Annotated in this window: 16 protein-coding genes; 6 read left to right on the top strand and 10 right to left on the bottom strand. The window is 63.8% G+C overall.

Features of this window, described 5'->3' with window-relative positions:
• Positions 1 to 154: 154 nt before the first annotated feature.
• The gene (locus tag TU79_RS08895; RefSeq protein WP_057007634.1) at positions 155 to 583 is read right to left on the bottom strand and encodes a VirK family protein; all 429 of its coding nucleotides are present in this window, start codon (positions 581 to 583) and stop codon (positions 155 to 157) included.
• A 242-nt stretch (positions 584 to 825) separates the two neighbouring features.
• Here TU79_RS08895 and TU79_RS08890 point away from each other — a divergent pair, with 242 nt between their 5' ends.
• Entirely contained in the window at positions 826 to 3,228 is a 2,403-nt protein-coding gene (locus TU79_RS08890; RefSeq protein ID WP_057007633.1) for a TonB-dependent receptor, read from the top strand.
• Between the two features lie 21 nt (positions 3,229 to 3,249).
• On the opposite strand, the gene TU79_RS08885 is transcribed toward TU79_RS08890, so the two are convergent.
• From TU79_RS08885 to TU79_RS08865, 5 genes are all read right to left on the bottom strand, one after another.
• Positions 3,250 to 4,113 carry a LysR family transcriptional regulator gene (locus tag TU79_RS08885; protein ID WP_057007632.1) on the bottom strand — a complete coding sequence of 288 codons (864 nt, stop codon included), beginning with the start codon at positions 4,111 to 4,113 and terminating at the stop codon, positions 3,250 to 3,252.
• Positions 4,114 to 4,312: 199 nt separating this feature from the next.
• Positions 4,313 to 5,068 carry an alpha/beta hydrolase gene (locus tag TU79_RS08880; RefSeq protein WP_057007631.1) on the bottom strand — a complete coding sequence of 252 codons (756 nt, stop codon included), beginning with the start codon at positions 5,066 to 5,068 and terminating at the stop codon, positions 4,313 to 4,315.
• 106 nt (positions 5,069 to 5,174) lie between these two features.
• Positions 5,175 to 6,587 (bottom strand): efflux transporter outer membrane subunit, encoded by a 1,413-nt coding sequence (locus tag TU79_RS08875; RefSeq protein WP_057007630.1) that lies wholly within the window; start codon positions 6,585 to 6,587, stop codon positions 5,175 to 5,177.
• Positions 6,580 to 8,553, bottom strand: coding sequence for a MacB family efflux pump subunit (locus TU79_RS08870; RefSeq protein ID WP_057007629.1), 1,974 nt, complete (start codon positions 8,551 to 8,553; stop codon positions 6,580 to 6,582). The genes TU79_RS08875 and TU79_RS08870 overlap by 8 nt, the downstream gene beginning before the upstream one ends.
• 1 nt (position 8,554) lies before the next feature.
• Positions 8,555 to 9,703: an efflux RND transporter periplasmic adaptor subunit gene (locus tag TU79_RS08865; RefSeq protein WP_057007628.1), complete on the bottom strand. Its 1,149-nt coding sequence runs from the start codon at positions 9,701 to 9,703 to the stop codon at positions 8,555 to 8,557.
• A gap of 244 nt (positions 9,704 to 9,947) precedes the next feature.
• Between TU79_RS08865 and TU79_RS08860 the strand changes: the two genes are divergently transcribed.
• The 5 genes from TU79_RS08860 to TU79_RS25145 all read left to right on the top strand — a co-directional run bounded on the left by TU79_RS08860 (position 9,948) and on the right by TU79_RS25145 (position 15,324).
• Positions 9,948 to 10,430 (top strand): sigma-70 family RNA polymerase sigma factor, encoded by a 483-nt coding sequence (locus tag TU79_RS08860; protein ID WP_057007627.1) that lies wholly within the window; start codon positions 9,948 to 9,950, stop codon positions 10,428 to 10,430.
• Positions 10,431 to 10,550: 120 nt separating this feature from the next.
• Positions 10,551 to 11,888: a lysine N(6)-hydroxylase/L-ornithine N(5)-oxygenase family protein gene (locus TU79_RS08855; protein ID WP_057007626.1), complete on the top strand. Its 1,338-nt coding sequence runs from the start codon at positions 10,551 to 10,553 to the stop codon at positions 11,886 to 11,888.
• 100 nt (positions 11,889 to 11,988) lie between these two features.
• Positions 11,989 to 13,209 (top strand): putative DNA modification/repair radical SAM protein, encoded by a 1,221-nt coding sequence (locus TU79_RS08850; protein ID WP_057007625.1) that lies wholly within the window; start codon positions 11,989 to 11,991, stop codon positions 13,207 to 13,209.
• Complete coding sequence (locus TU79_RS08845; protein ID WP_057007624.1) at positions 13,206 to 14,039, top strand: TIGR03915 family putative DNA repair protein; 834 nt, start codon at positions 13,206 to 13,208, stop codon at positions 14,037 to 14,039. Before TU79_RS08850 ends, TU79_RS08845 begins: the two co-directional genes overlap by 4 nt.
• Before the next feature lie 391 nt (positions 14,040 to 14,430).
• Positions 14,431 to 15,324, top strand: coding sequence for a GNAT family acetyltransferase (locus TU79_RS25145; RefSeq protein ID WP_082638426.1), 894 nt, complete (start codon positions 14,431 to 14,433; stop codon positions 15,322 to 15,324).
• Positions 15,325 to 15,451: 127 nt separating this feature from the next.
• Here TU79_RS25145 and TU79_RS08830 read toward each other — a convergent pair whose 3' ends face one another.
• From TU79_RS08830 to TU79_RS08815, 4 genes are all read right to left on the bottom strand, one after another.
• Positions 15,452 to 16,471 carry a branched-chain amino acid aminotransferase gene (locus TU79_RS08830; protein ID WP_057007623.1) on the bottom strand — a complete coding sequence of 340 codons (1,020 nt, stop codon included), beginning with the start codon at positions 16,469 to 16,471 and terminating at the stop codon, positions 15,452 to 15,454.
• A 135-nt stretch (positions 16,472 to 16,606) separates the two neighbouring features.
• Entirely contained in the window at positions 16,607 to 17,986 is a 1,380-nt protein-coding gene (lpdA, locus tag TU79_RS08825; protein ID WP_057007622.1) for a dihydrolipoyl dehydrogenase, read from the bottom strand.
• A gap of 4 nt (positions 17,987 to 17,990) precedes the next feature.
• On the bottom strand, positions 17,991 to 19,244 hold the full coding sequence (locus TU79_RS08820; RefSeq protein WP_057007621.1) for a dihydrolipoamide acetyltransferase family protein: 1,254 nt from the start codon (positions 19,242 to 19,244) through the stop codon (positions 17,991 to 17,993).
• A complete protein-coding gene (locus TU79_RS08815) occupies positions 19,245 to 20,303 on the bottom strand; it encodes an alpha-ketoacid dehydrogenase subunit beta (protein WP_057007620.1) in 1,059 nt (352 codons plus the stop codon). It abuts the gene before it with no gap.
• Between the last annotated feature and the right edge of the window lies 1 nt (position 20,304).

The following is a 20,304-nucleotide window of genomic DNA, read 5'->3' as shown; positions in this document are numbered from 1 at the left end:
TGGAAGAGCGCGATGAATCAATTTGCGATTCTGTACGGAGATCGATTTATCAGGCCGACCTGGTAAAGATAGGGCCTGCCTGACGGCAGGCCGTAACCGGCCCGAACACAAAAAATCTGACACTCTCGCCAGCGCACTCTCAATCCTCCTGAATTCAACCCCCTGCAAAAAACCTCAAACCCTTGCCAATACCGCATTGATACGTGAGCGTTTTATCAATCTGCCGGTAATCGGGCACCGAGAATATCGTCATGCTGAATTCGGCAGTGCCATCCGGGTGCACCCGATAGCGCAAAAATTGATTAATAGGCTTGCCGTCACGGTTCACACTGAAATGATCGTCGGCGAATGCCAGGGTGCCGTCTTCGGTCACGCGAAAGGCATCAATACGCAGCCCTCCACGGGTTTTGGTGGGCTCAACGTCGCTCGATCCCGGTTTGCAGAGTCCAAGGTCAAGCACCACGGAGACGGACTTTCCGGCCAATAAAGACTGCGTCACTGCAGGCAAGTCGGGTAAGGCATCGCTGGCCCAGCTCATGGTGGGGAGTGACAGGGCGAGCAATAAAAGGCGGGACTTGTTCATGGCGTCTCCAGTAAGGGTCGGGGTGGGAGCAGGTTCTCTGTAGCGGTTTTTTACAGTACGCCGCGTGGATGAACGTTGCAGTGCGGTCTTGCCCACAGAGCGGCTAGCCAATTGACGAGTTGTTCAACTGAATGTTCCCCAGCAGCTGTTTTCGATGACCTCTCGGTAGTGCGCCTGCGCCTGTCCCTTTTTTTTACCTCGCCTGTCATACCCGGTAAGTGAACAAAATCGAGAGCCTTCCCATGTCCGCCGTTTTGCCCCCGCGCTTGCGCCCTTTGCTCCGTTTGAGCCTGATGCTGAGCCTCAGCGCCAGCCCGCTGTTCGTCTCACTCAGCTACGCCGAAGACACCACACGCCGCAGCTATCAGGTACCCGCGGGTAGCCTGAGCGGCGCGCTGACCCGGTTTGCCGGCTTGGCTGGCGTCAATCTGTCGGTGGACCCGGCGCTGGTCAGCGGTCGCAACAGCAGCGGCCTGACGGGCGAATATGCGGTGGAGGAGGGCTTTGCCCGTCTGTTGCAGGGCTCCGGCCTGCAGTTGCAGCCGATGGGCGAGCAGGCGTTCATGCTGGTGCCGGTGCCCGAAGGCAGCAGCCTGCAACTGGCGCCAACCTCTATCCTGGCAACCACCGATCTGGCCAGCGGTGATGCCTACGCCGGCGGACAGGTTGCGCGCCGGGGCTCGCAGGGTCTGCTGGGCGCGCGAGACTTCATGGAAACGCCCTTCAGCATGACCACCTACACCCAGGAGGCGGTCAAGAACCAACAGGCGAGCACGCTAGGCGACCTGATTGCCAGCGACCCTTCGGTGCGCACCACCAACCCGGCGGGTGGGCGGTATGAGCAGTTCACCATTCGCGGTTTCAGCCTGTTCAACAGTGATGTGTCCTACAACGGCTTGTACGGCGTACTACCGACGTACACGATTGACATGGAAATGGCCGACCGCGTCGACATCCTCAAGGGCCCGAGCCAGTTGATCAACGGTATCTCCCCGCGTGGCAGCGTGGGCGGCGGCATCAACGTGGTGCCCAAGCGGGCGACCGACAAGGATATCAATTCGTTTACCGGCACCTGGGCTTCGGGCAGCCAGGCGGGCGGGGCGGTGGATATTGGCCGCCGGTTCGGCGAGGACAACAAGTTCGGCATTCGTTTCAACGGCGTGAAGCAGGCCGGTGACACCGAGTGGGATCACCAGAGCGTCGACCGCGAGATGGCGGTGCTGGGCCTGGATTTTCGCGGCGAGCGCCTGCGTCTCTCGACAGACATCGGCCGCACCGAGCGGGACACCGACGCGCCCCAGGAGCGTGTGCAGGTGGCCGCCAATGCCAGCGTGCCAAGCGCCAGCGATGTGCGCCGCAATTACGCGCAGTCCTGGAGCAAGGCCAGCACCAACGACACCTTCGGCACGTTCAATGGTGAGTTCGACCTCAGCGACAATGTGATGCTGTACGGCGGGGTGGGCGCGCGCAAGAGTAACCACGATTTCCTGCGCCATGCGGTGTCGGTCAGCAATAACGCCGGCGATTTCAGCGTGCAGCCGCGTGATTTTACCCGTGACGAAAATGTGCGCACCGCCACCGCCGGCGTGCGCAGCTGGTTTCACAGCGGACCGGTGAGCCATGAGGTCAACCTCGCGGCCAGCCACTTCTACATGGACTTTGAAAACGGCGGCGCGCGCTATGCGGCGGCGCCGAGCAACCTCTACAACCCCGTGCAAACCCCGACGCCTTCGCGGCCGACGCGTTTTGACTCCAAGGTGTACACCGAAAATACGTTCAGCGGCCTGGCGTTGTCCGACACTCTGGGCTTTTTTGACGACCGCCTGCTGCTGACCCTGGGCGCACGCTGGCAGCGCGTGAAGGTCGACGACTGGACCGACAACGTCAAAGGCGCCACCGCCTACGACGAAGAAAAGATCTCACCCTCGGGCGGCGTGCTGTTCAAGGCCACCGACACCCTCTCGCTGTACGCCAACTACATGGAAGGCTTGAGCCAGGGCAAGATCGCGCCGTCCACCTCGATCAACGAAGATGAAATCTTCCCGCCCTTTATCAGTCGTCAGGTTGAGGTGGGCGCCAAATATGACGCCGGCGCCTTCGCTGTGACGGCGGCGGTATTCCGCATCAAGCAACCGGCCTACGAAACCAATGCCGGCTCGCGGGTGTTCGGCCCCAATGGCAAGCGGCAGAACGAGGGGGTTGAGCTGAGCCTGTTTGGCGAGCCGCTCAAGGGCTTGCGTCTGCTCGGCGGCGTGATGTACATCGACAGCGAATTGACCCACACCACCAACGGCACCTTCGACGGCAACCGCGCGCCGGCAACGCCCAAGTACAACGTCAATCTGGGTGCAGAGTGGGATGTGCCGACCCTCGAAGGCCTGACCCTGACCAGCCGCGGCATCTACTCCAGCTCCCAGTACCTGGACCAGGCCAACGTCAAGCAGATCGATGCCTGGAACCGCATCGATGTTGGCGCGCGTTACGCCTTCAAGGTGGATGACAAGCACATCACCCTGCGCGCCAACGTGGAGAACGTGGCCGACAAGCGCTACTGGAGCTCGGCCGGTGCCTCGGATGACAGCGAGCCGGGTTTGACCCTCTCGACGCCGCGCACCTATCTGCTGTCGGCCACGGTCGATTTCTGAGTGGATGCGGTGGCGGGGGGCTCAGATCAACGGGTCCCAACGCTGTGACCAGTCAGTTTCCGCCCTGACCACCTCACGCAGCAGTGCCAGCGCCTGCTGCAACACGGCCGAGTCCCGCGCCCGCGCGTACACAAGGTAAGTTGGAAAGCTGAACTCCGGCGCCTTGGGTACACGCTGCATCACGCCGCTGTCCAGGTAGCTCTGCACCACGCGCGTGCGGAAATACCCCGCGCCGCCATTCTCCAGGATGTACTGCAAGGCCAGCGGCCCCACATTGAAACTCAACGCCGCGCGGGCCTTGTCGGGGAGGGCGGCGTCATGCTGCTGGCGAAAGCCCGGGCCCCAATCGATATACACGTAGGGCGCCGGCCTGCTCACCAATTGCACCAGGATCAGTTTTTCTTCGAGCACCTGCTCCACCTGCAAACCCGGCCAGTACTGCGGCTGGAACACCAGCGCGGCGTCAAGCACGCCCAGTTCCAGTTGGCGCAGCAGGTGCTCGCCTTCGCCGATTTCGGTGCGCAGTGCGTGCCCGGGAATGTGTTCGCGCAGGGCCTGGGCCCAGCCAAGCATCAGCGGGTTGCACAGGCTGACCTCGCCGCCGATGTGCAGCATGTTGCGATAGCCTTCGGGCAGTGGCAGGTCGCGGCGCGCGGCCTCCCACGTCTGCAGCAACTGGTTGGCATACACCACGAAGGCCTCGCCGTCGGCGGTCAACCGCGCACCGGCGCGGTTACGGATGAACAGCGTGCTGCCCAGCTGGCTTTCGAGACTCTTGACCCGCGCGGTAATGGCCGTCTGGGTCACGTGCAGCTTCTCGGCCGCCGCCGCCAGGCTGCCGCAGCGGATGATTTCAAGAAAGGTGCGAGCCAGTTCGATGTCCATAAAATGCCTTGCGATTGAGTCCGGGCATTGTAGTGGAATGCATGCGCAGATTCCCTGTGGCGAGCAGGCTTGTCCTGCGTTGGGCTGCGCAGCAGCCCCAAAACCAGCAGTCAGGGACACCGTGTTTTCCTTGATTGGGGGCGTTTCGCACCCCAACGCGGGGCAAGCCCGCTCGCCACAGAGCGCCGGCTGCATTGGGCTATTCCCACGCCCCGCGGTCCACGCAGCGCGCGGACGCAGGCGGTTGTTTCCCGTCGGCGAGGAAGTCGCCAAGCCAGCGGGTCACACAGCCATCCACGTCGGCGCTGGAGGTACCTTTGAGCAGCAATTGTTCCACCCCCACGGCCACCGGTGAGCCTTTGCTCGCGTTCACCAGCACCATGCGCACGACCCGCTCGGGAAACAGCGAGCCGTAACGGCTGCCGAGCAGGGTGGTATCGGCATTCCCCACAAAGCTGAGCTGCGCCTCGCCCAATTGCCCGCGCACGTACTCCATGTCCTGCGCAGCCTGCTCGACCGCATTGTCCTGCGACAGGTCGCGCAGGCTCAGTTCGATCACGTCATACCGGTCAACCAGCTTGCGGTAGGCAGGCGTCGCCAGGGACTCCCAGCGGCTGGTCAATTGCAGTGCGAAATGCACGCCGCTGGCTGCGTCCAGTGTGCCCGGCTGGATAAACACCACGCCTTCGCGGCTCAGCGGTTGCCGGGCGCCAACCCGCGTCAGGGTGAGACGCACGCGACCGCGCCCGGGAGCGGCATGGTCGCGCGGCACGCTTACCTGACCGCACTGGGTACGCGCTACCACCTCGGGGTCGAGTGGTACAACGCCGGAAAAGGGGCAGTCCAGCAGCCAGTCAATGGCGGTCGGCGCGATCAGTGGTTCGGCCAGCAGCAGGGGAGCGGCAAGCCAACAGCCGAGGGCGGCCAGGCATCTTCCTAGAGTGCGGAGTTTCATCGAAGGGTTCGGTCAGCCGTGAGATAGCGGCTTTTTTACCAAGGACCCTGGGCGCGATAATGTAGGGTGAGTAAACAGTCTGTGTAGGAAAGCGGAGATTCGTTTATCAACTGTCGGTATTCCAGCCGCCCCCCAACGCCTTGAACAGCGCGAGGCTGGCCTGCAGGCGCGACAGCCGCAGTTGCACGTTTGCGTCCTGCGCGGCGTACAGGGTGCGCTGGGCCGCAAGCAGCGTCAGCCAGTCTTCGGCGCCGGCCTGGTAGCGGCTTTCGGCGATCCGCAACGCCGCCTGCGCTTGCTGCAATTCTTCGTCCTGCCATTGGCGCTGCTGATCCAGGCGCGTGATGCTGCTCAGGGATTTCTCCACATCGGCAAAGCCATTGAGGATGGCGGCGCGGTAGGTGTGCAGCAATTCATCCTGGCGTGCGCGGGCCTTGTCGCGCTCGGCGCTCAAACGACCATGGTCGAAGATCGGCGCCACCAGCCCGGCCGTCAGCGTGTAGTAGGGGCTGCGCAGGATCTCTGCCGCCTTGTAGGCATCTGAGCCCACGGTGGCACCCAGGGTGACAGCGGGCAGCATGGCGGCGCGGGCCACGGTGACATCCGCCCGGGCCGCCGCCAATTGTGCCTCGGCCCTGGTCAGGTCGGGGCGCCGGCTCAGCAGTTGGCTGGGCACGCCGGGGCCGATGCTCGGCCAGGTCAGCGTGTGGAAGGGTTCGGCCTCCAGCGCCAAAGCCTGCACCGGTTGACCGAGCAGGGTGGCCAGGCTGATCCGCGATGCTTCGGCCAGTTGCTGGATCAAGGGCACCTGGCGCTGCTGTCCGGCCACCAGGCTTTTCTGCTGGGCCAGTTCCAGCGCGGTGGCTGAGCCCGCGTCGTAACGGGCCTGCACCAGCTTGAGCACGTTGCGTGCGTTGCTCAGGTTCAGCTCGGCAATTTGCAGGCGTTCGCGTGCGGCGAGGGTTTGCGCATAGCGGTCGGCAACGTTGCCGAGCAGGGTCAGCTCCACGGTGGCCCGGTCGGACTCACTGGCGCGCACCCCATACAGCGCGCTGTCACGCGCGGCGGCGCGACCACCCCAGAAGTCCACTTCATAGCTGGCGCTGAAATTGGCGCCGAAGTTGTCGACGGCATCATCGTCCTGCGACACATCCAGGTCGGGGCCGCCCTTGCCGCGCAGCAGTTTCTGATGGCCAGTGGCGAGGTTGAATTTCACCTCGGGCAACAGTGGCGCACCCGCGATGACGGCGCTCGCCTGAGCCTGTCGCACCCGCGCCATGGCGGCGGCAACATCGAAACTGTCGCGCCGGGCCTGGTCGATCAGGCGATTGAGCTGCGCGCTGCCGAACTGCGTCCACCAGCGTTGATTGGTCGCTCGTGCCGCATCGCGCTCGGCGAATTGCCACGCGGGGGGCGCGGTGATGCCGCCGTCGACGACCGGCGGGTTGCCGCCGCAGGCGCTGAGCAGCAGGCACAGGCTGACGGCCGACAGGTGCGGGATAAACGAAGAGTTATTCACTGGTCAACGCCTTGACTGGATCGAGCCGGGCCGCTTTTCGCGCCGGCATGAAGCCGAACAGCACGCCGGTGGCCAGCGCACAGCCAAACGCGCCGAGCACCGCCAGCAGCGAAAACTGCACCGCCACCTTGGCCAGCACCAGCACACCGCCCACCAGCAACGCCAGGGCAATGCCGAACAGGCCGCCCACCACCGAGAGCATCACCGCCTCGGTAAGGAACTGGCGCAGAATGTCGCGCTGGCGCGCACCGGTGGCCATGCGGATACCGATTTCACGAGTCCGTTCGCGCACCGTCATCAACATGATGTTCATCACGCCGATCCCGCCCACCAGCAGGGAGATCGCGGCAATCGAACCCAGCATCAGCGACAGTGTGTTCTGCGTGTGCGCCTCGGCCTGGATCATCGCCGCGTTGTTGGTCAGCTCGAAATCGCGCTTGCCGTTGTGCAGCTTGAGCATCAATTCATGGATGGCCTGTTCGGCCTCCCGCACCTTGCGCGCATCGGCGGCGGCGATCACCACGTATTCGGGGTTGTAGCTGCCGAACAGGCGCACGCTGGCGGCGGTGTAGGGGATGGCGATGCGGTCGTCGCTGTCCTTGTTGCCGGAGCTCGCGCCTTTTTCCGCCAGCACCCCGACCACCTGGAACGGTACGTTCTCAATCAGGATGTACTGGCCAATCGGGTTGGACACATCCTTGAGCAGCTTCTGGCGCACGCGATGACCGATCACCGCCACCGTGGCGGCATTGCGCTCGTCGGCTTCGCTGAAATAGCTGCCCTCGACCACTGGCCAATTGAAGATGCCGGGGAAGTGGGTGTCATTGCCGCCCACATACGCCATGTAGTCGACATTGCCAAAGCGCACCCCCGCCTCGCTGCCATTGACCGGCATGATGCGCTGCACCTGCGGCAGCGTGGCCAGGGCCGCGACGTCACTGAGGCTGACCACCCCCGACGGCGTGCGCGGGTTGGGCGAGGTGCCGCTGAGGTAGAGGATGTTGGAGCCGAACGCGCCCATCTGCGCCATCACCTGGCGCTTGCTGCCTTCGCCCACCGCCAGCATCACCACCACCGATGCCACGCCGATGATGATACCCAGCAAGGTCAGCGCGGTACGGAAGCGATTGATCCACATCACACGCCACGCCGCTTGCACGGCGTCCACCAGCTCGGCCTTCCAGGCGCCGTTGTGTTCGGCGCCGTCGGCCAGGCGCTGGCGCAGGTCCACGGCCTGCAGCGCGTTGCCGTTGGCCGATGCCGGCACGCTGCTGTCGCTGTCGGCGGAATCGCTGATGATCAGGCCGTCGCGAATCTCGATGATGCGCTTGGCGCGCGCCGCGACTTCGCGGTCGTGGGTAATCAGGATCACCACATGGCCCTGGCTCGCCAGTTCGTCGAGCAGGGTCATGACCTCGGCGCCGCTGTGGCTGTCGAGGGCGCCGGTGGGTTCGTCCGCGAGGATGATATGGCCGCCGTTCATCAAGGCGCGGGCAATGGACACCCGCTGTTGCTGGCCGCCGGACAGCTGGTGCGGGCGGTTGGCGGTGCGCTCGGCCAGGCCCAGCCGGGTGAGCAGGGCGGTGGCGCGGGCATGACGTTCGGCGGTGCTGATGCCGGCATAGATCGCCGGCATCTCGACGTTTTCCTGGGCCGAGCCGGACGGAATCAGGTGGTAGCCCTGGAACACGAAACCGAAGGCTTCGCGGCGCAGCCAGGCCAGCGCATCGCCGTCCAGATGCGCGACGTTTTCCCCGGCGAACAGGTAGTCGCCCACGGACGGGCGGTCGAGGCAGCCGAGGATGTTCATCAGCGTGGACTTGCCGGACCCGGAGGCGCCGACGATGGCGACGAATTCCCCAGCATGGATCGACAGGTCGATGCCGCGCAGCACATCCACCTGCGGGCTGTCGCCACCGCCGTAGGATTTGCGGATGTTCTTGAGCTCGATCAGCGGCGTGGCCACCTCAACCTCCGCTGCCGTCGACCGGGCCGATCAACAGATGATCGCCCTCGCTGAGGCCGTCGAGTACCTCGACCCGCAGCCGGTCACTGATGCCCAGGCGCACCTGGCGCTCCTCGATGTGCCCGTTCTGCGCGACCACGTGGGCCGAGCTGCCGTGCAAGGCGGCGACCGGCGCGGTGAGGGCGTTTTTGACCTGGCCGGCGACGAAAAACACTTGGGTGGTCATGTCGGCCATCAACGCGTTGTCGGTGTTATCCACGTCCAGCAGCACGGTGTACAGCACCACGCGGCCGCTGCCGCTCTTGCTGCTGGGGCTGCCGCCGCCCTGGCTGGTTTCGTTCAGCGGCTTGGGCGGAATCGGCAGGATTTGCCGCACGGTGCTGGTCCAGCGACGGCTGCCGCCACTGAGCGTGGTGAAGTAGGCGGTCATGCCCGGTTTGACATGACCGATGTCGGCTTCCGACACCTCGGCCCACACCGTCATCGGCGACAGCCTGGCGATGCGCAGGATCAACGGCGTCTGCTGCTGGGCGTTAAGGGTCTGGCCGACGCGGGCGTCCACCGCCACCACCGTTCCGCTCATCGGTGCATAGATGCGTGTGTAGCCCAACTCGGCTTCGTCGCTGCGAAGGCTGGCCTGGGCCTGGCGGATCTGCGCCTGGAACATCGCGACCCGCGCCTGGGTGGCGCTCAGTTCCGCCCTGGCGGCCTGCACGTCTTCTTCGCGCGTCGCGTTACCCGCCGCCAGGCGCTGCTGACGTTGGAATTTCTGCCGCGCCAGTGCGTGCAGGGCCTGTTGTTCCTGCAATTGGGCCTTGAGGTTGTCGATGGCGTAACGACTGGCGTCGAGTTTGGCTTTTTGTGTGGAAGGGTCGATCTCTACCAGCAGTTGGCCTGCCTTGACCTGATCGCCGGCTTCGACATGAATGTCGCGGATCTGCCCCGACGCCTGGGCACCCACGTCCACGTATCGGCGCGGTTGCAGGGTGCCCAGTGCGGTGACGCTGTTTTCAATGTTGCCGCGCGTGACGGTGACCGTGGTCAGCGCATCGCGGTTCGGCGGCAGGTTGTACCCGATGATCAGCGCGATGAGGGCAATCAGGCACGCCACAGCAGGCAGGGCGCGTCGGGCGAGACGGGGGCGTTTCATGCGTGGGTTCCAGCCAGGGTATGGGCCGCAGTCGCGGGGAGCTGACTGATATACGAGGAAAATGCGCGCAAATTTAGGCGGTTACACAGGCTGTAACAGCGCCGATGAATAAAAAAAAGCCGCGTCAATGCGAGACTTCTTTAAAAGTAGATGAGAATTACTATAAATTGCACGCACCCAAACTGCCATCACGATGGCCTGCAGGGTTGTCATTTTTTGTACCGCCACGAGACAGTCGGGAGTCATGTTGGAAAACTACTATCGCGAGCTGGTGTGTTTCCTCAACGCCAAGCTGGGCAACCGTCAGGTGGCCGAAGATGTGGTGCATGACGCTTACGTGCGGGTGCTGGAGCGCACCAGCGATACACCCATCGACCAGCCCCGCGCATTTTTGTACCGCACCGCGTTGAACCTGGTGATCGACGGTCACCGGCGCAATGCCCTGCGCCAGGTCGAGCCATTGGACGTACTCGACAGCGAGGAGCGTTTCGCCAGTGAGTCGCCCCATGCCAGCCACCATCAGGCCCAGCGCCTGGACATGCTCGAGCGCGCCCTGGCCGAATTGCCGAGCGCCTGCCGCGACAGCTTCCTGCTGCGCAAGCTCGACGGGTTGTCCCACCTGCAGATCGCCGAGCGCCTGTGCATTTCCCGCGCGCTGGTGGAAAAACACATCGTCAACGCCATGAAGCACTGCCGCGTGCGCATGCGTGAGTGGGAAGCGCACTGATCAGCTGTTAGTTAAATTTTATTTCACTGTCCTCGTTTCCTATCAACACACGGCCTGTTGTTCAGGCCTTGACGGTATTCCCGCCCCGTCCGCCAAGGGGCTTATCCAGAGGACACTGGAATGACACAGGCAATTGCTTCGCCCGCGGTTCACGACCTGATCGGTATCGGTTTCGGCCCTTCGAACCTGGCGCTGGCCATCGCCCTGCAGGAGCGTGAAAAAGCCCAGGGCAAACTGGACGTGCTGTTTCTCGACAAGCAGACCGACTACCGCTGGCACGGCAATACCCTGGTAACCCAGAGCGAACTGCAGATTTCCTTCCTCAAGGACCTGGTCACTCTGCGCAACCCCACCAGTCCCTATTCCTTTGTCAATTACCTCAAGGCCCACGACCGCCTGGTGGACTTCATCAACCTGGGCACCTTCTATCCGTGCCGCATGGAGTACAACGACTACCTGCGCTGGGTGGCCGGGCAGTTTCAGGCCCAGGCCAACTATGGCGAGGAAGTCATGGCCATCGAACCGATCCTGCACCAGCAGCAGGTCGAGGCGCTGCGGGTGATCTCCCGCGATACACAAGGCGAGCAACACGTGCGCACCACCCGTTCAGTGGTGGTCAGCGCCGGCGGCACGCCGCGTGTGCCCGAGGCGTTCAAGGCGCTCAAGGATGACGGCCGCGTCTTCCACCATTCCCAGTACCTGACGCGCATGGCCCAGCAACCGTGCGTCGAAGGCAAACCGATGCGCATCGCAGTGATAGGTGGCGGTCAGAGCGCGGCCGAAGCCTTCATCGACCTGAACGACAGTTTCCCTTCGGTGCAGGTCGACATGATCCTGCGCGGGTCGGCGCTCAAGCCGGCCGATGACAGCCCGTTCGTCAACGAAGTGTTTTCGCCGGCCTTTACCGACCTGGTGTTCCAGCAGGTCGGTGCCGAGCGTGAGCGGCTGGTGGCCGAATACCAGAACACCAACTATTCGGTGGTGGATCTGGACCTGATCGAACGCATCTACGGCATCTTCTATCGCCAGAAAGTCTCGGGCATCGCGCGCCAGGCATTCCGCACCATGACCGTGGTCGAAAAAGCCAGCGCGGGCCCGCTGGGCATCGAACTGGCCCTGCGCGACAACACCACCGGCGACACCAGCGTCAGTCACTACGACGCGGTGATCCTCGCCACCGGTTACGAGCGCCAGATGCACCGAGAACTGCTGGCGCCGCTGCATGCTTACATGGGCGATTTCGACGTGGCGCGCGACTACCGCATCGTTACCGACGAGCGCTGCAAGGCGGGGATTTACATCCAGGGATTCAGCCAGGCCAGCCACGGCTTGAGCGACACCTTGCTGTCGGTGTTGCCGATTCGCGCCGATGAGATTGCCGCTTCGTTGTATGAAAACGATCGTCATCGTGGCCAAGGCCGCTCGGTCCAGGACCTGCTGCTGGCCACCGCCAGTTGATCGCTCTGTGCAGGAGCGGGCGCGCTCGCTCCTACAGACGGTACTTGTGACACCGTCGGGCCGCTGATACTGTACAAAAAACCAGTATCGGTAGCCTTTCATGCAGTTGATCGAAAAACTCAGCATCCTCGCCGACGCCGCCAAGTACGACGCCTCCTGCGCCAGCAGCGGCGCGCCCAAGCGCAGCTCGGAAGGCAAGGCGGGGCTGGGTTCCACCAATGGGATGGGCATCTGCCACAGCTATACGCCCGACGGCCGTTGCGTGTCGCTGCTCAAGGTACTGCTTACCAATTTTTGCCTCTACGACTGCCAATACTGCGTCAACCGCCGCTCCAGCGATGTGCCCCGCGCGCGGTTCAGCCCGGAGGAGGTGGTCACCCTGACCCTGGACTTCTACCGGCGCAATTGCGTCAGCGGGCTGTTTCTCAGTTCCGGCATCATCCGCTCGTCGGACTACACCATGGAGCAACTGGTGCGGGTGGCCAAGCTGCTGCGCGAAGAACACGACTTTCGCGGCTACATCCACCTCAAGACCATCCCCGATGCCGACCCGGCCCTCATCGCCGAGGCCGGGCGTTATGCCGATCGCCTCAGCGTGAACATCGAGCTGCCGACCGAGGCCAGTCTGCACACTCTGGCGCCGGAGAAGCAGATTGTCTCCATCAGGCAGGCCATGCAGACCATCTACACCGGCGAACAAACCGTGCGCAACGAACCCCGCGCGCCACGTTTCGCCCCGGCCGGGCAGAGCACGCAGATGATCGTCGGCGCCGACGACACCGACGACAGCACCATCCTCCACGGCGCCGAAGCGCTCTACGGCAACTTCAAGCTGCGCCGCGTGTATTACTCGGCATTCAGCCCGATCCCCAACAGCCCGAAAAGCGTGCCCTTGGCCGCGCCGCCCCTGATGCGCGAGCACCGCCTGTACCAGGCGGATTTTCTGTTGCGCAGTTACGGTTTCAGCGCCGGCGAACTGCTTGCCGGCCCCGGCGACCTGGCGCTGGATATCGACCCCAAGCTGGCCTGGGCCCTCGAGCATCGCGAAGTGTTCCCCCTGGACCTCAACCGCGCCGAGCCAACCTTGATCGCACGCATCCCGGGCATCGGCCTGCGCACCACGCAGCGGCTGGTCGACCTGCGCCGCGAACGCAAGATCCGTTTTGAAGACCTGGCGCGCATGCGCTGCGTGCTGGCCAAGGCCAAGCCGTTCTTCATCACCAGCGACTACCACCCGCAACAGGCCGAGAGCACCAGCGTGCTGCTGCGCGAGCAATTGCGTGATCGCCCGGCGCCGCAGCAAATGGGCCTGTGGGGATGATCAGCCTGGAATGCGACAACCTGTTCAGCACCTGGCGCGAGCAGGCGCGCTGGCTGCTCAGCCATCAGGTCGACCCGAGCCAGGTGAGCTGGGGTGCAACGGAAGTCGCCGACCTGTTTGCCACCGACCAGGCCATTCCCGACACGCCGGGGCCGTTCCAGGCGCGGATTCCCAAGGCGCTGATCGACCTGCTGGCGTCTGCCGCGTGTTATCACGGCGACCAACGCTGGAGCCTGCTGTACGAGGTGTTGTGGCGGGTCAGCCATGGCGACCGCACCGCGATGCTCGCCGGCGATAAATTGGGCAGTGAGTTGCAGCGGCGCATCAAGCAGGTGAGTCGCGAGGCGCACCATTTGCACGCGTTCGTGCGCTTCATCGCGCTGCCACCCGAGGCAGGCCCGCAGTTACCGGAATACGTGGCCTGGCACGAACCGGCCCATGACATATTGCACTCGGCCAGCCAGCACTTTATCGGACGCATGGGCCGCCACCGTTGGATGATCGCCACGCCGCTGGATGGGGTGTATTACGACGGCGAGCAGTTGATTCATCAACGCCGTTGCCCCGAGGCGTGGCAGCAACTGGCGCAGAATATCGACGACCCCCACAGCGCGATGTGGCTGACCTATTACAGCCATATCTTCAACCCGGCGCGGCTCAACCCCAAGGTCATGGAAGGGCACTTTCCCAGCCGGTTCTGGAAGAACCTGCCGGAGGGCAAGTTGATTCCGGGGCTGATCACCGAAGCGCGCACCGGCAAGCAGAAGGATGGGCAGGCCAGTTTGATCGGCGCCAAGCCTGGTAAACGCATCTCGAGCGGGCAGGGTTAAAACCCGTGGGAGGCATTTGCACGGTAGCGCAGCAGGCCGGAACGTCTATGGCAAGCGGGCTTGTTGTGGCGAGCGGGCTTGCCCCGCGTTGGGGCGCGAAGCGCCCCCAATCAAGGAGAACACCGTGTACCTGCCGCTGCGCAGAGCATGGTCTTGGGGCTGCTGCGCAGCCCAGCGCGGGGCAAGCCCGCTCGCCACAGTGATGTGGCTGTCTGAAATTTCAGGGTTTAAAATCAACACGTTATTGTGTGCTTGATAAAAAAGCGGGCCTGCTCGCGACGACGCTGGATTGGCGGTCATCTTCAGTGATTGATACGCCGCATTCGCGAGCAACCCCGCTCCCACATTGGTATTGTGGCGTTTGCTTAACCGCCGTCAGCCAGGAGGAATCATGTCTACCGCCGTTCGCCTCGCCCACACCGCCGATGCCGAGGGCATCAGCCAGGTCATCCTGGCGGCCTTGCACAGCAGCAATGCGCGGGATTATCCGGCCGATGTGATTGCCCGGGTGGCGAGCAACTTCAGTCCCGAGGCGGTGCTGACGCTGCTCGAACGCCGCGTCGTGCTGGTGGCCACTCAGGGTCAGGCAATCGTCGCCACGGCGGCCCTTGACGGCAATGTGGTGCGCTCGGTGTTCGTTAACCCGACGCTGCAAGGGCAGGGCATTGGCCGGCTGCTGATGATCGAAATCGAACTGCGGGCCCGTGAAGCCGGCGTGACGGTATTGAGCGTGCCGTCCTCGCTGACGGCCGAGCCGTTCTATACCCGGCTGGGGTTTCACACGGTACGCAACGTTTACCACGGCAATGAGCGCACGCTGGTGATGGAAAAGGCGTTGTCGTCGCGCCACCCCATCGGGCCGTATCGCGATCGTCAGCATCGTGCTCAGGTGATTACGCTGTGGCGGGAGGCCTTTGGCTACGACACCGCGCATAACCTGCCGACCCTGGCCATCGATAAGAAGCTGGCGGTCAACGACGGTTTGTTTTTCGTGGCGACGGATAAGAAAACCGTGATCGGCACGATTCTCGCCGGGTATGACGGCCATCGCGGCTGGTTGTATTCGGTGGCGGTGCACGCGGACTATCGTCGGCACGGCCTGGGCTCTTCACTGGTGCGCCATGCGGAACAGGCGCTGACCGCGCTGGGTTGCATGAAGATCAACCTGCAGATCAGCGGCGGCAATGAGGCCGTGGTGGGGTTCTATGAGGCGCTGGGGTATGGCGTGGAGCCGAGGACCAGCATGGGCAAGAAAATTGCCGTGAATATTCCGCCGCCCTCCTGAGAGCGCTGCAGGCAAATGTGGGAGGGGGCCTGCTCCCGATGGCGGTGTGTCAGTCCATACAGGTGCTGACTGACCCATTGCCATCGGGAGCAAGCCCCCTCCCACAGTGTTTTGCGGTGTTGCCGGATCAGACCTTGACGATCCAACCCGCCGGCGCTTCAACATCGCCAGTCTGCACGCCGGTCAGCTCTTTGTAGAGCTGCTGGGTGACCGGGCCCACTTCGGTTTCGCTGTGGAACACATGCATCTTGCCGTTGTACTGGATGCCGCCAATCGGCGAAATCACGGCAGCAGTGCCGCAGGCGCCGGCTTCCTTGAATTGGTCCAGCTTGTCGATGAACACGTCGCCCTCGACCACGGTGAGGCCCAGGCGGGTCTCGGCCAGTTCGATCAGTGACAGGCGGGTAATGCCCGGCAGCACCGAAGGCGACTTCGGCGTGATGAACTGGTTGTCGTGGGTGATCCCGAAGAAGTTGGCCGAGCCGACTTCCTCGATTTTCGAGTGGGTCATTGGGTCCAGGTAGATCGCATCGGCGAAACCGGATTTCCTGGCTTCGGAACCCGGCATCAGGCTGGCAGCGTAGTTGCCACCGACCTTGGCCGCACCGGTGCCTTGTGGCGCGGCGCGGTCGAAGGTGGAAATCTGGAAGTTGTGGGGCACCAGGCCGCCCTTGAAGTAGGCGCCAACCGGGATGGCGAAGACCGAGAAGATGAACTCCGGCGCCGTGCGCACGCCGATGTTCTCACCGGTGCCGATCACGAACGGGCGCAGGTACAGCGCGCCCCCGCTGCCGTACGGCGGGATGAAGCGCTCGTTGGCCTTGACCACTTGTCTGCAGGCGTCGATGAAGTCTTCAGTGGACACATGCGGCATCAGCAGACGGGCACAGCTGCGCTGCATGCGCGCGGCGTTCTGGTCCGGGCGGAACAGGTTGATCGAGCCATCCTTGCAGCGGTAGGCCTTGAGCCCTTCAAAGCACTGCTGGCCATAGTGCAAGGCCGTGGAGCCCTCACTGATGTGCAGCACGTTGTCGTCGGTCAGGGTGCCTTCCTGCCATTCGCCGTTTTTCCAGACCTGGAGAAAACGTTTGTCGGTCTTGATGTAGTCAAAACCCAGCTTGTCCCAATTGATGCTCTCGTTACCCATGACACCCTCTATCTCTGGTCAAGTCGGTTTTTTCTGGATGGTGGCAACAATACTGCATTCTTGGCCGGTGTGGGAGCCGCAGGGTGGACAGCTTCAGCCTCTGTATCGCCATCGCAGGCAAGCCCCACCCCGCTTTTACAGGTGCAACGCGTGACCCAACGCCCTTAAAGCCGCTTCCTGCACTGCTTCGCCAAGGGTCGGATGGGCGTGGATGGTGCCCGCCACATCTTCCAGGCGCGCGCCCATCTCCAGGCTCAGGCCAAACGCGGTGGACAGCTCCGACACACCCACTCCCACCGCCTGCCAGCCGACAATCAGGTGGTTGTCACGCCGCGCCACCACCCGCACGAAGCCACTTTTGGACGCCAGCGTCATCGCCCGCCCATTGGCCGCGAACGGGAAGCTCGACACGATGCAGTCCAGTCCGGCCGCCGTGGCCTGCTCCGGGGTCTTGCCGACCACCACCAGCTCCGGGTCGGTGAAGCACACCGCCGGTATCGCCGCCGGGTTGAATTCACGGGACTTGCCGCTGATCAGTTCGGCGACCATTTCGCCCTGGGCCATGGCGCGGTGCGCCAGCATCGGCTCGCCACTGAGGTCGCCGATGGCATACACGTTGCGCATGCTGGTCTGGCAGCGGCTGTCGATGTTGATCGCCGCGCCGTTCATGTCCAGGTTCAGCGCTTCGAGGTTCCAGCCTCGGGTGTTCGGGGTGCGGCCCACGGCCACCAGCACCTGGTCGGTGTCCAGGGACAGGGTTTCGCCATTCGGATCGCGCACCTGCAGGCGGTTGTCGGCAAAACCGGTCACGCTGTGCTGCAGGTACAGCGTCACGCCCAATTGCTTGAGCGAATCGGCCACCGGCTGCGTCAGCTCGGCGTCGTACTCGGGCAGGATGCGATCCTGCGCCTCAACCACACTTACCGCTGCCCCCAGCTTGCGATAGGCAATGCCCAGCTCCAGGCCGATATAACCGCCACCCACCACGATCAGGCGCTTGGGTACCTGTTGCGGCGACAGCGCTTCGGTGGACGAGATGATCGGCCCGCCGATCGGCAGCATCGGCAGGTTGACGCTTTTCGAACCGGTGGCCAGCAGCAGGTGCTCGCACTGGAAGCGCTGGTCGCCGACCTCGACGGTCTTGCCGTCCACCACCCTGGCCCAGCCGTGGATCACCTGCACCTTGTGCTTCTTCAGCAGGGCGGCGACGCCGGTGGTCAGGCGGTCGACAATGGCGTCTTTCCATTCCACGCTTTTTTGAATGTTCAGGGTGGGCGCGGCCACTTCGATGCCCAGCACCGACCCCTGGCTGTGATGCCCGGTCTGCTGAAACTGCTCGGCCACATGGATCAGCGCCTTGGACGGAATGCAGCCGATGTTCAGGCAGGTGCCGCCCAGGGCCTGGCCTTCCACCAGGATGGTCGGAATGCCCAGCTGGCCGGCGCGAATTGCCGCCACATAGCCGCCAGGGCCGCCGCCGATGATCAGCAGCGTGGTGTGTAATGTCTGGGTCATGCCCTTACTCCAGGAACAGGCTGGCGGGTTGTTCGAGCAGGCCGCGAATGGCCTGGATGAATTGCGCCGCGTCCATGCCATCGACCACGCGGTGATCGAAGGAGCTGGAGAGGTTCATCATCTTGCGCACCACGATCTGGCCCTTGATCACCATCGGCCGCTCAACGATGCGGTTGACGCCGACAATGGCCACTTCCGGCAGGTTCAGCACTGGCGTGCTGACGATGCCGCCCAACGCGCCGAGGCTGGTCAGGGTGATGGTCGAACCGGACAGCTCCTCACGGCTGGCCTTGCTGTTGCGCGCAGCGGCGGCCAGTCGCGCGATTTCCTCGGCACTGCCCCACAGGCTGCGCGCCTCGGCGTGACGCACCACCGGCACCATCAGGCCGACATCACTCTGGGTGGCGACGCCCACATGCACTGCGCCCAAGCGAGTAATCACCTGAGCCTCGTCGTCGTAACGCGCGTTGATCTGCGGAAACTCCCGCAGCGCGACGACCATGGCCCGCACGATAAACGGCAACAGGGTCAGCTTGCCGCGGGTGGCGCCGTGCTTCTCGTTAAGGTGCACGCGCAGCTCGTCCAGCGCCGTCACGTCGATTTCTTCCACATAGCTGAAATGCGCGGCGCGGCGGGTGGCGTCCTGCATGCGCTGGGCGATCTTGCGGCGCATGCCGATCACCGGGATCTGCTCTTCATCGTGGCGTTCGGCGTAAGGGGTCGACGCCATGCAAGCTTTCGCTGAACCCTGATGCAGATAGGCGTCGAGGTCTTCATGCAGGATTCGCCCGGCCGGGCCGGACCCCTGCACCAGGCGCAATTGAATGCCGGCGTCCAGCGCATGCTTGCGCACGGCGGGGGAGGCCAGCGGGCGTTCGTCGCCTTCACGGGCCACCGGCGCTGCTGCGGGTTTCGCTTGCGCCACCGGCAGCGCTGGTTTGGCGGCGGCCTCCACCGGCGCGGCCGGCACGGGCTCGCTTGCCGCCGTTGCAGGCACCTCTTTGGCATTGCCCGCGCCTTCCACTTCAATGCTGATCAGCACACTGCCCACGGCCATCACTTCACCCGGCTTGCCGCCGAGGGCAATCACCTTGCCGTGCACCGGCGAGGGAATGTCCACCATCGCCTTGTCGGTCATCACGTCCGCCAGCACCTGGTCTTCGACGACCCTGTCGCCGACCTTTACATGCCATGCCGACAGTTCAACTTCCGCGATGCCTTCGCCAATGTCCGGCATCTTGATAACGTGCGTGCCCATTCAGACCTCCATGACCCGTTTCAATGCCGCGCCCACACGGGTCGGCCCTGGGAAATACGCCCACTCCTGTGCGTGCGGGTAGGGCGTGTCCCACCCGGTCACGCGCTCGATCGGCGCCTCCAGGTGATGGAAGCAGTGCTCCTGCACCAGCGCCACCAGCTCGGCACCGAAGCCGCAGGTGCGCGTGGCTTCATGCACCACCACGCAGCGGCCGGTCTTTTTCACCGACTTGACGATGGTCTCCAGGTCCAGCGGCCACAGGCTGCGCAGGTCGATGACTTCGGCGTCGATGCCGGTCTCTTCGGCGGCGACCTGCGACACATACACCGTGGTGCCATAGGTCAGCACGGTCACGGCAGACCCCGGGCGCACGATGGCGGCCACGTCCAGCGGCACGGTGTAATAACCGTCCGGCACCTGGGCTTGCGGGTGTTTCGACCACGGTGTCACCGGGCGGTCGTGGTGGCCGTCGAACGGGCCGTTGTAGAGGCGCTTGGGCTCAAGGAAGATCACCGGGTCATCGTTTTCGATGGAGGCGATCAACAGGCCCTTGGCGTCGTACGGGTTGGACGGCATTACCGTGCGCAGCCCGCAGACTTGGGTGAACACCGCTTCGATGCTCTGGCTGTGGGTCTGGCCGCCATAGATGCCGCCGCCGCAGGGCATGCGCATGGTCAGGGGCGCGGTGAACTGGCCAGCCGAACGGTAACGCAGGCGCGCGGCTTCGGAGATGATCTGGTCGGTGGCGGGGTAGACGTAGTCGGCGAACTGGATTTCGGCGACCGGGCGCAGGCCATAGGCGCCCATGCCCACGGCCACGCCAACGATGCCGCTTTCGGAGATCGGCGCGTCGAATACCCGCGAGCTGCCGTACTTGGTCTGCAAGCCTTCGGTGCAGCGGAACACGCCGCCGAAGTAGCCGACGTCCTGGCCGAATACCACCACGTTGTCGTCACGCTCAAGCATCACGTCCATGGCCGAGCGCAGCGCCTGGATCATGGTCATGGTGGTGGTGGTCATGGCGGTTTCCACTTCGATACTGTTGTTGTGATCGTTCATG

It is taken from the genome of Pseudomonas trivialis, from assembly GCF_001439805.1.
Lineage (GTDB): Bacteria > Pseudomonadota > Gammaproteobacteria > Pseudomonadales > Pseudomonadaceae > Aquipseudomonas > Aquipseudomonas trivialis.
This window is presented reverse-complemented; position numbering and strand designations above follow the sequence as displayed.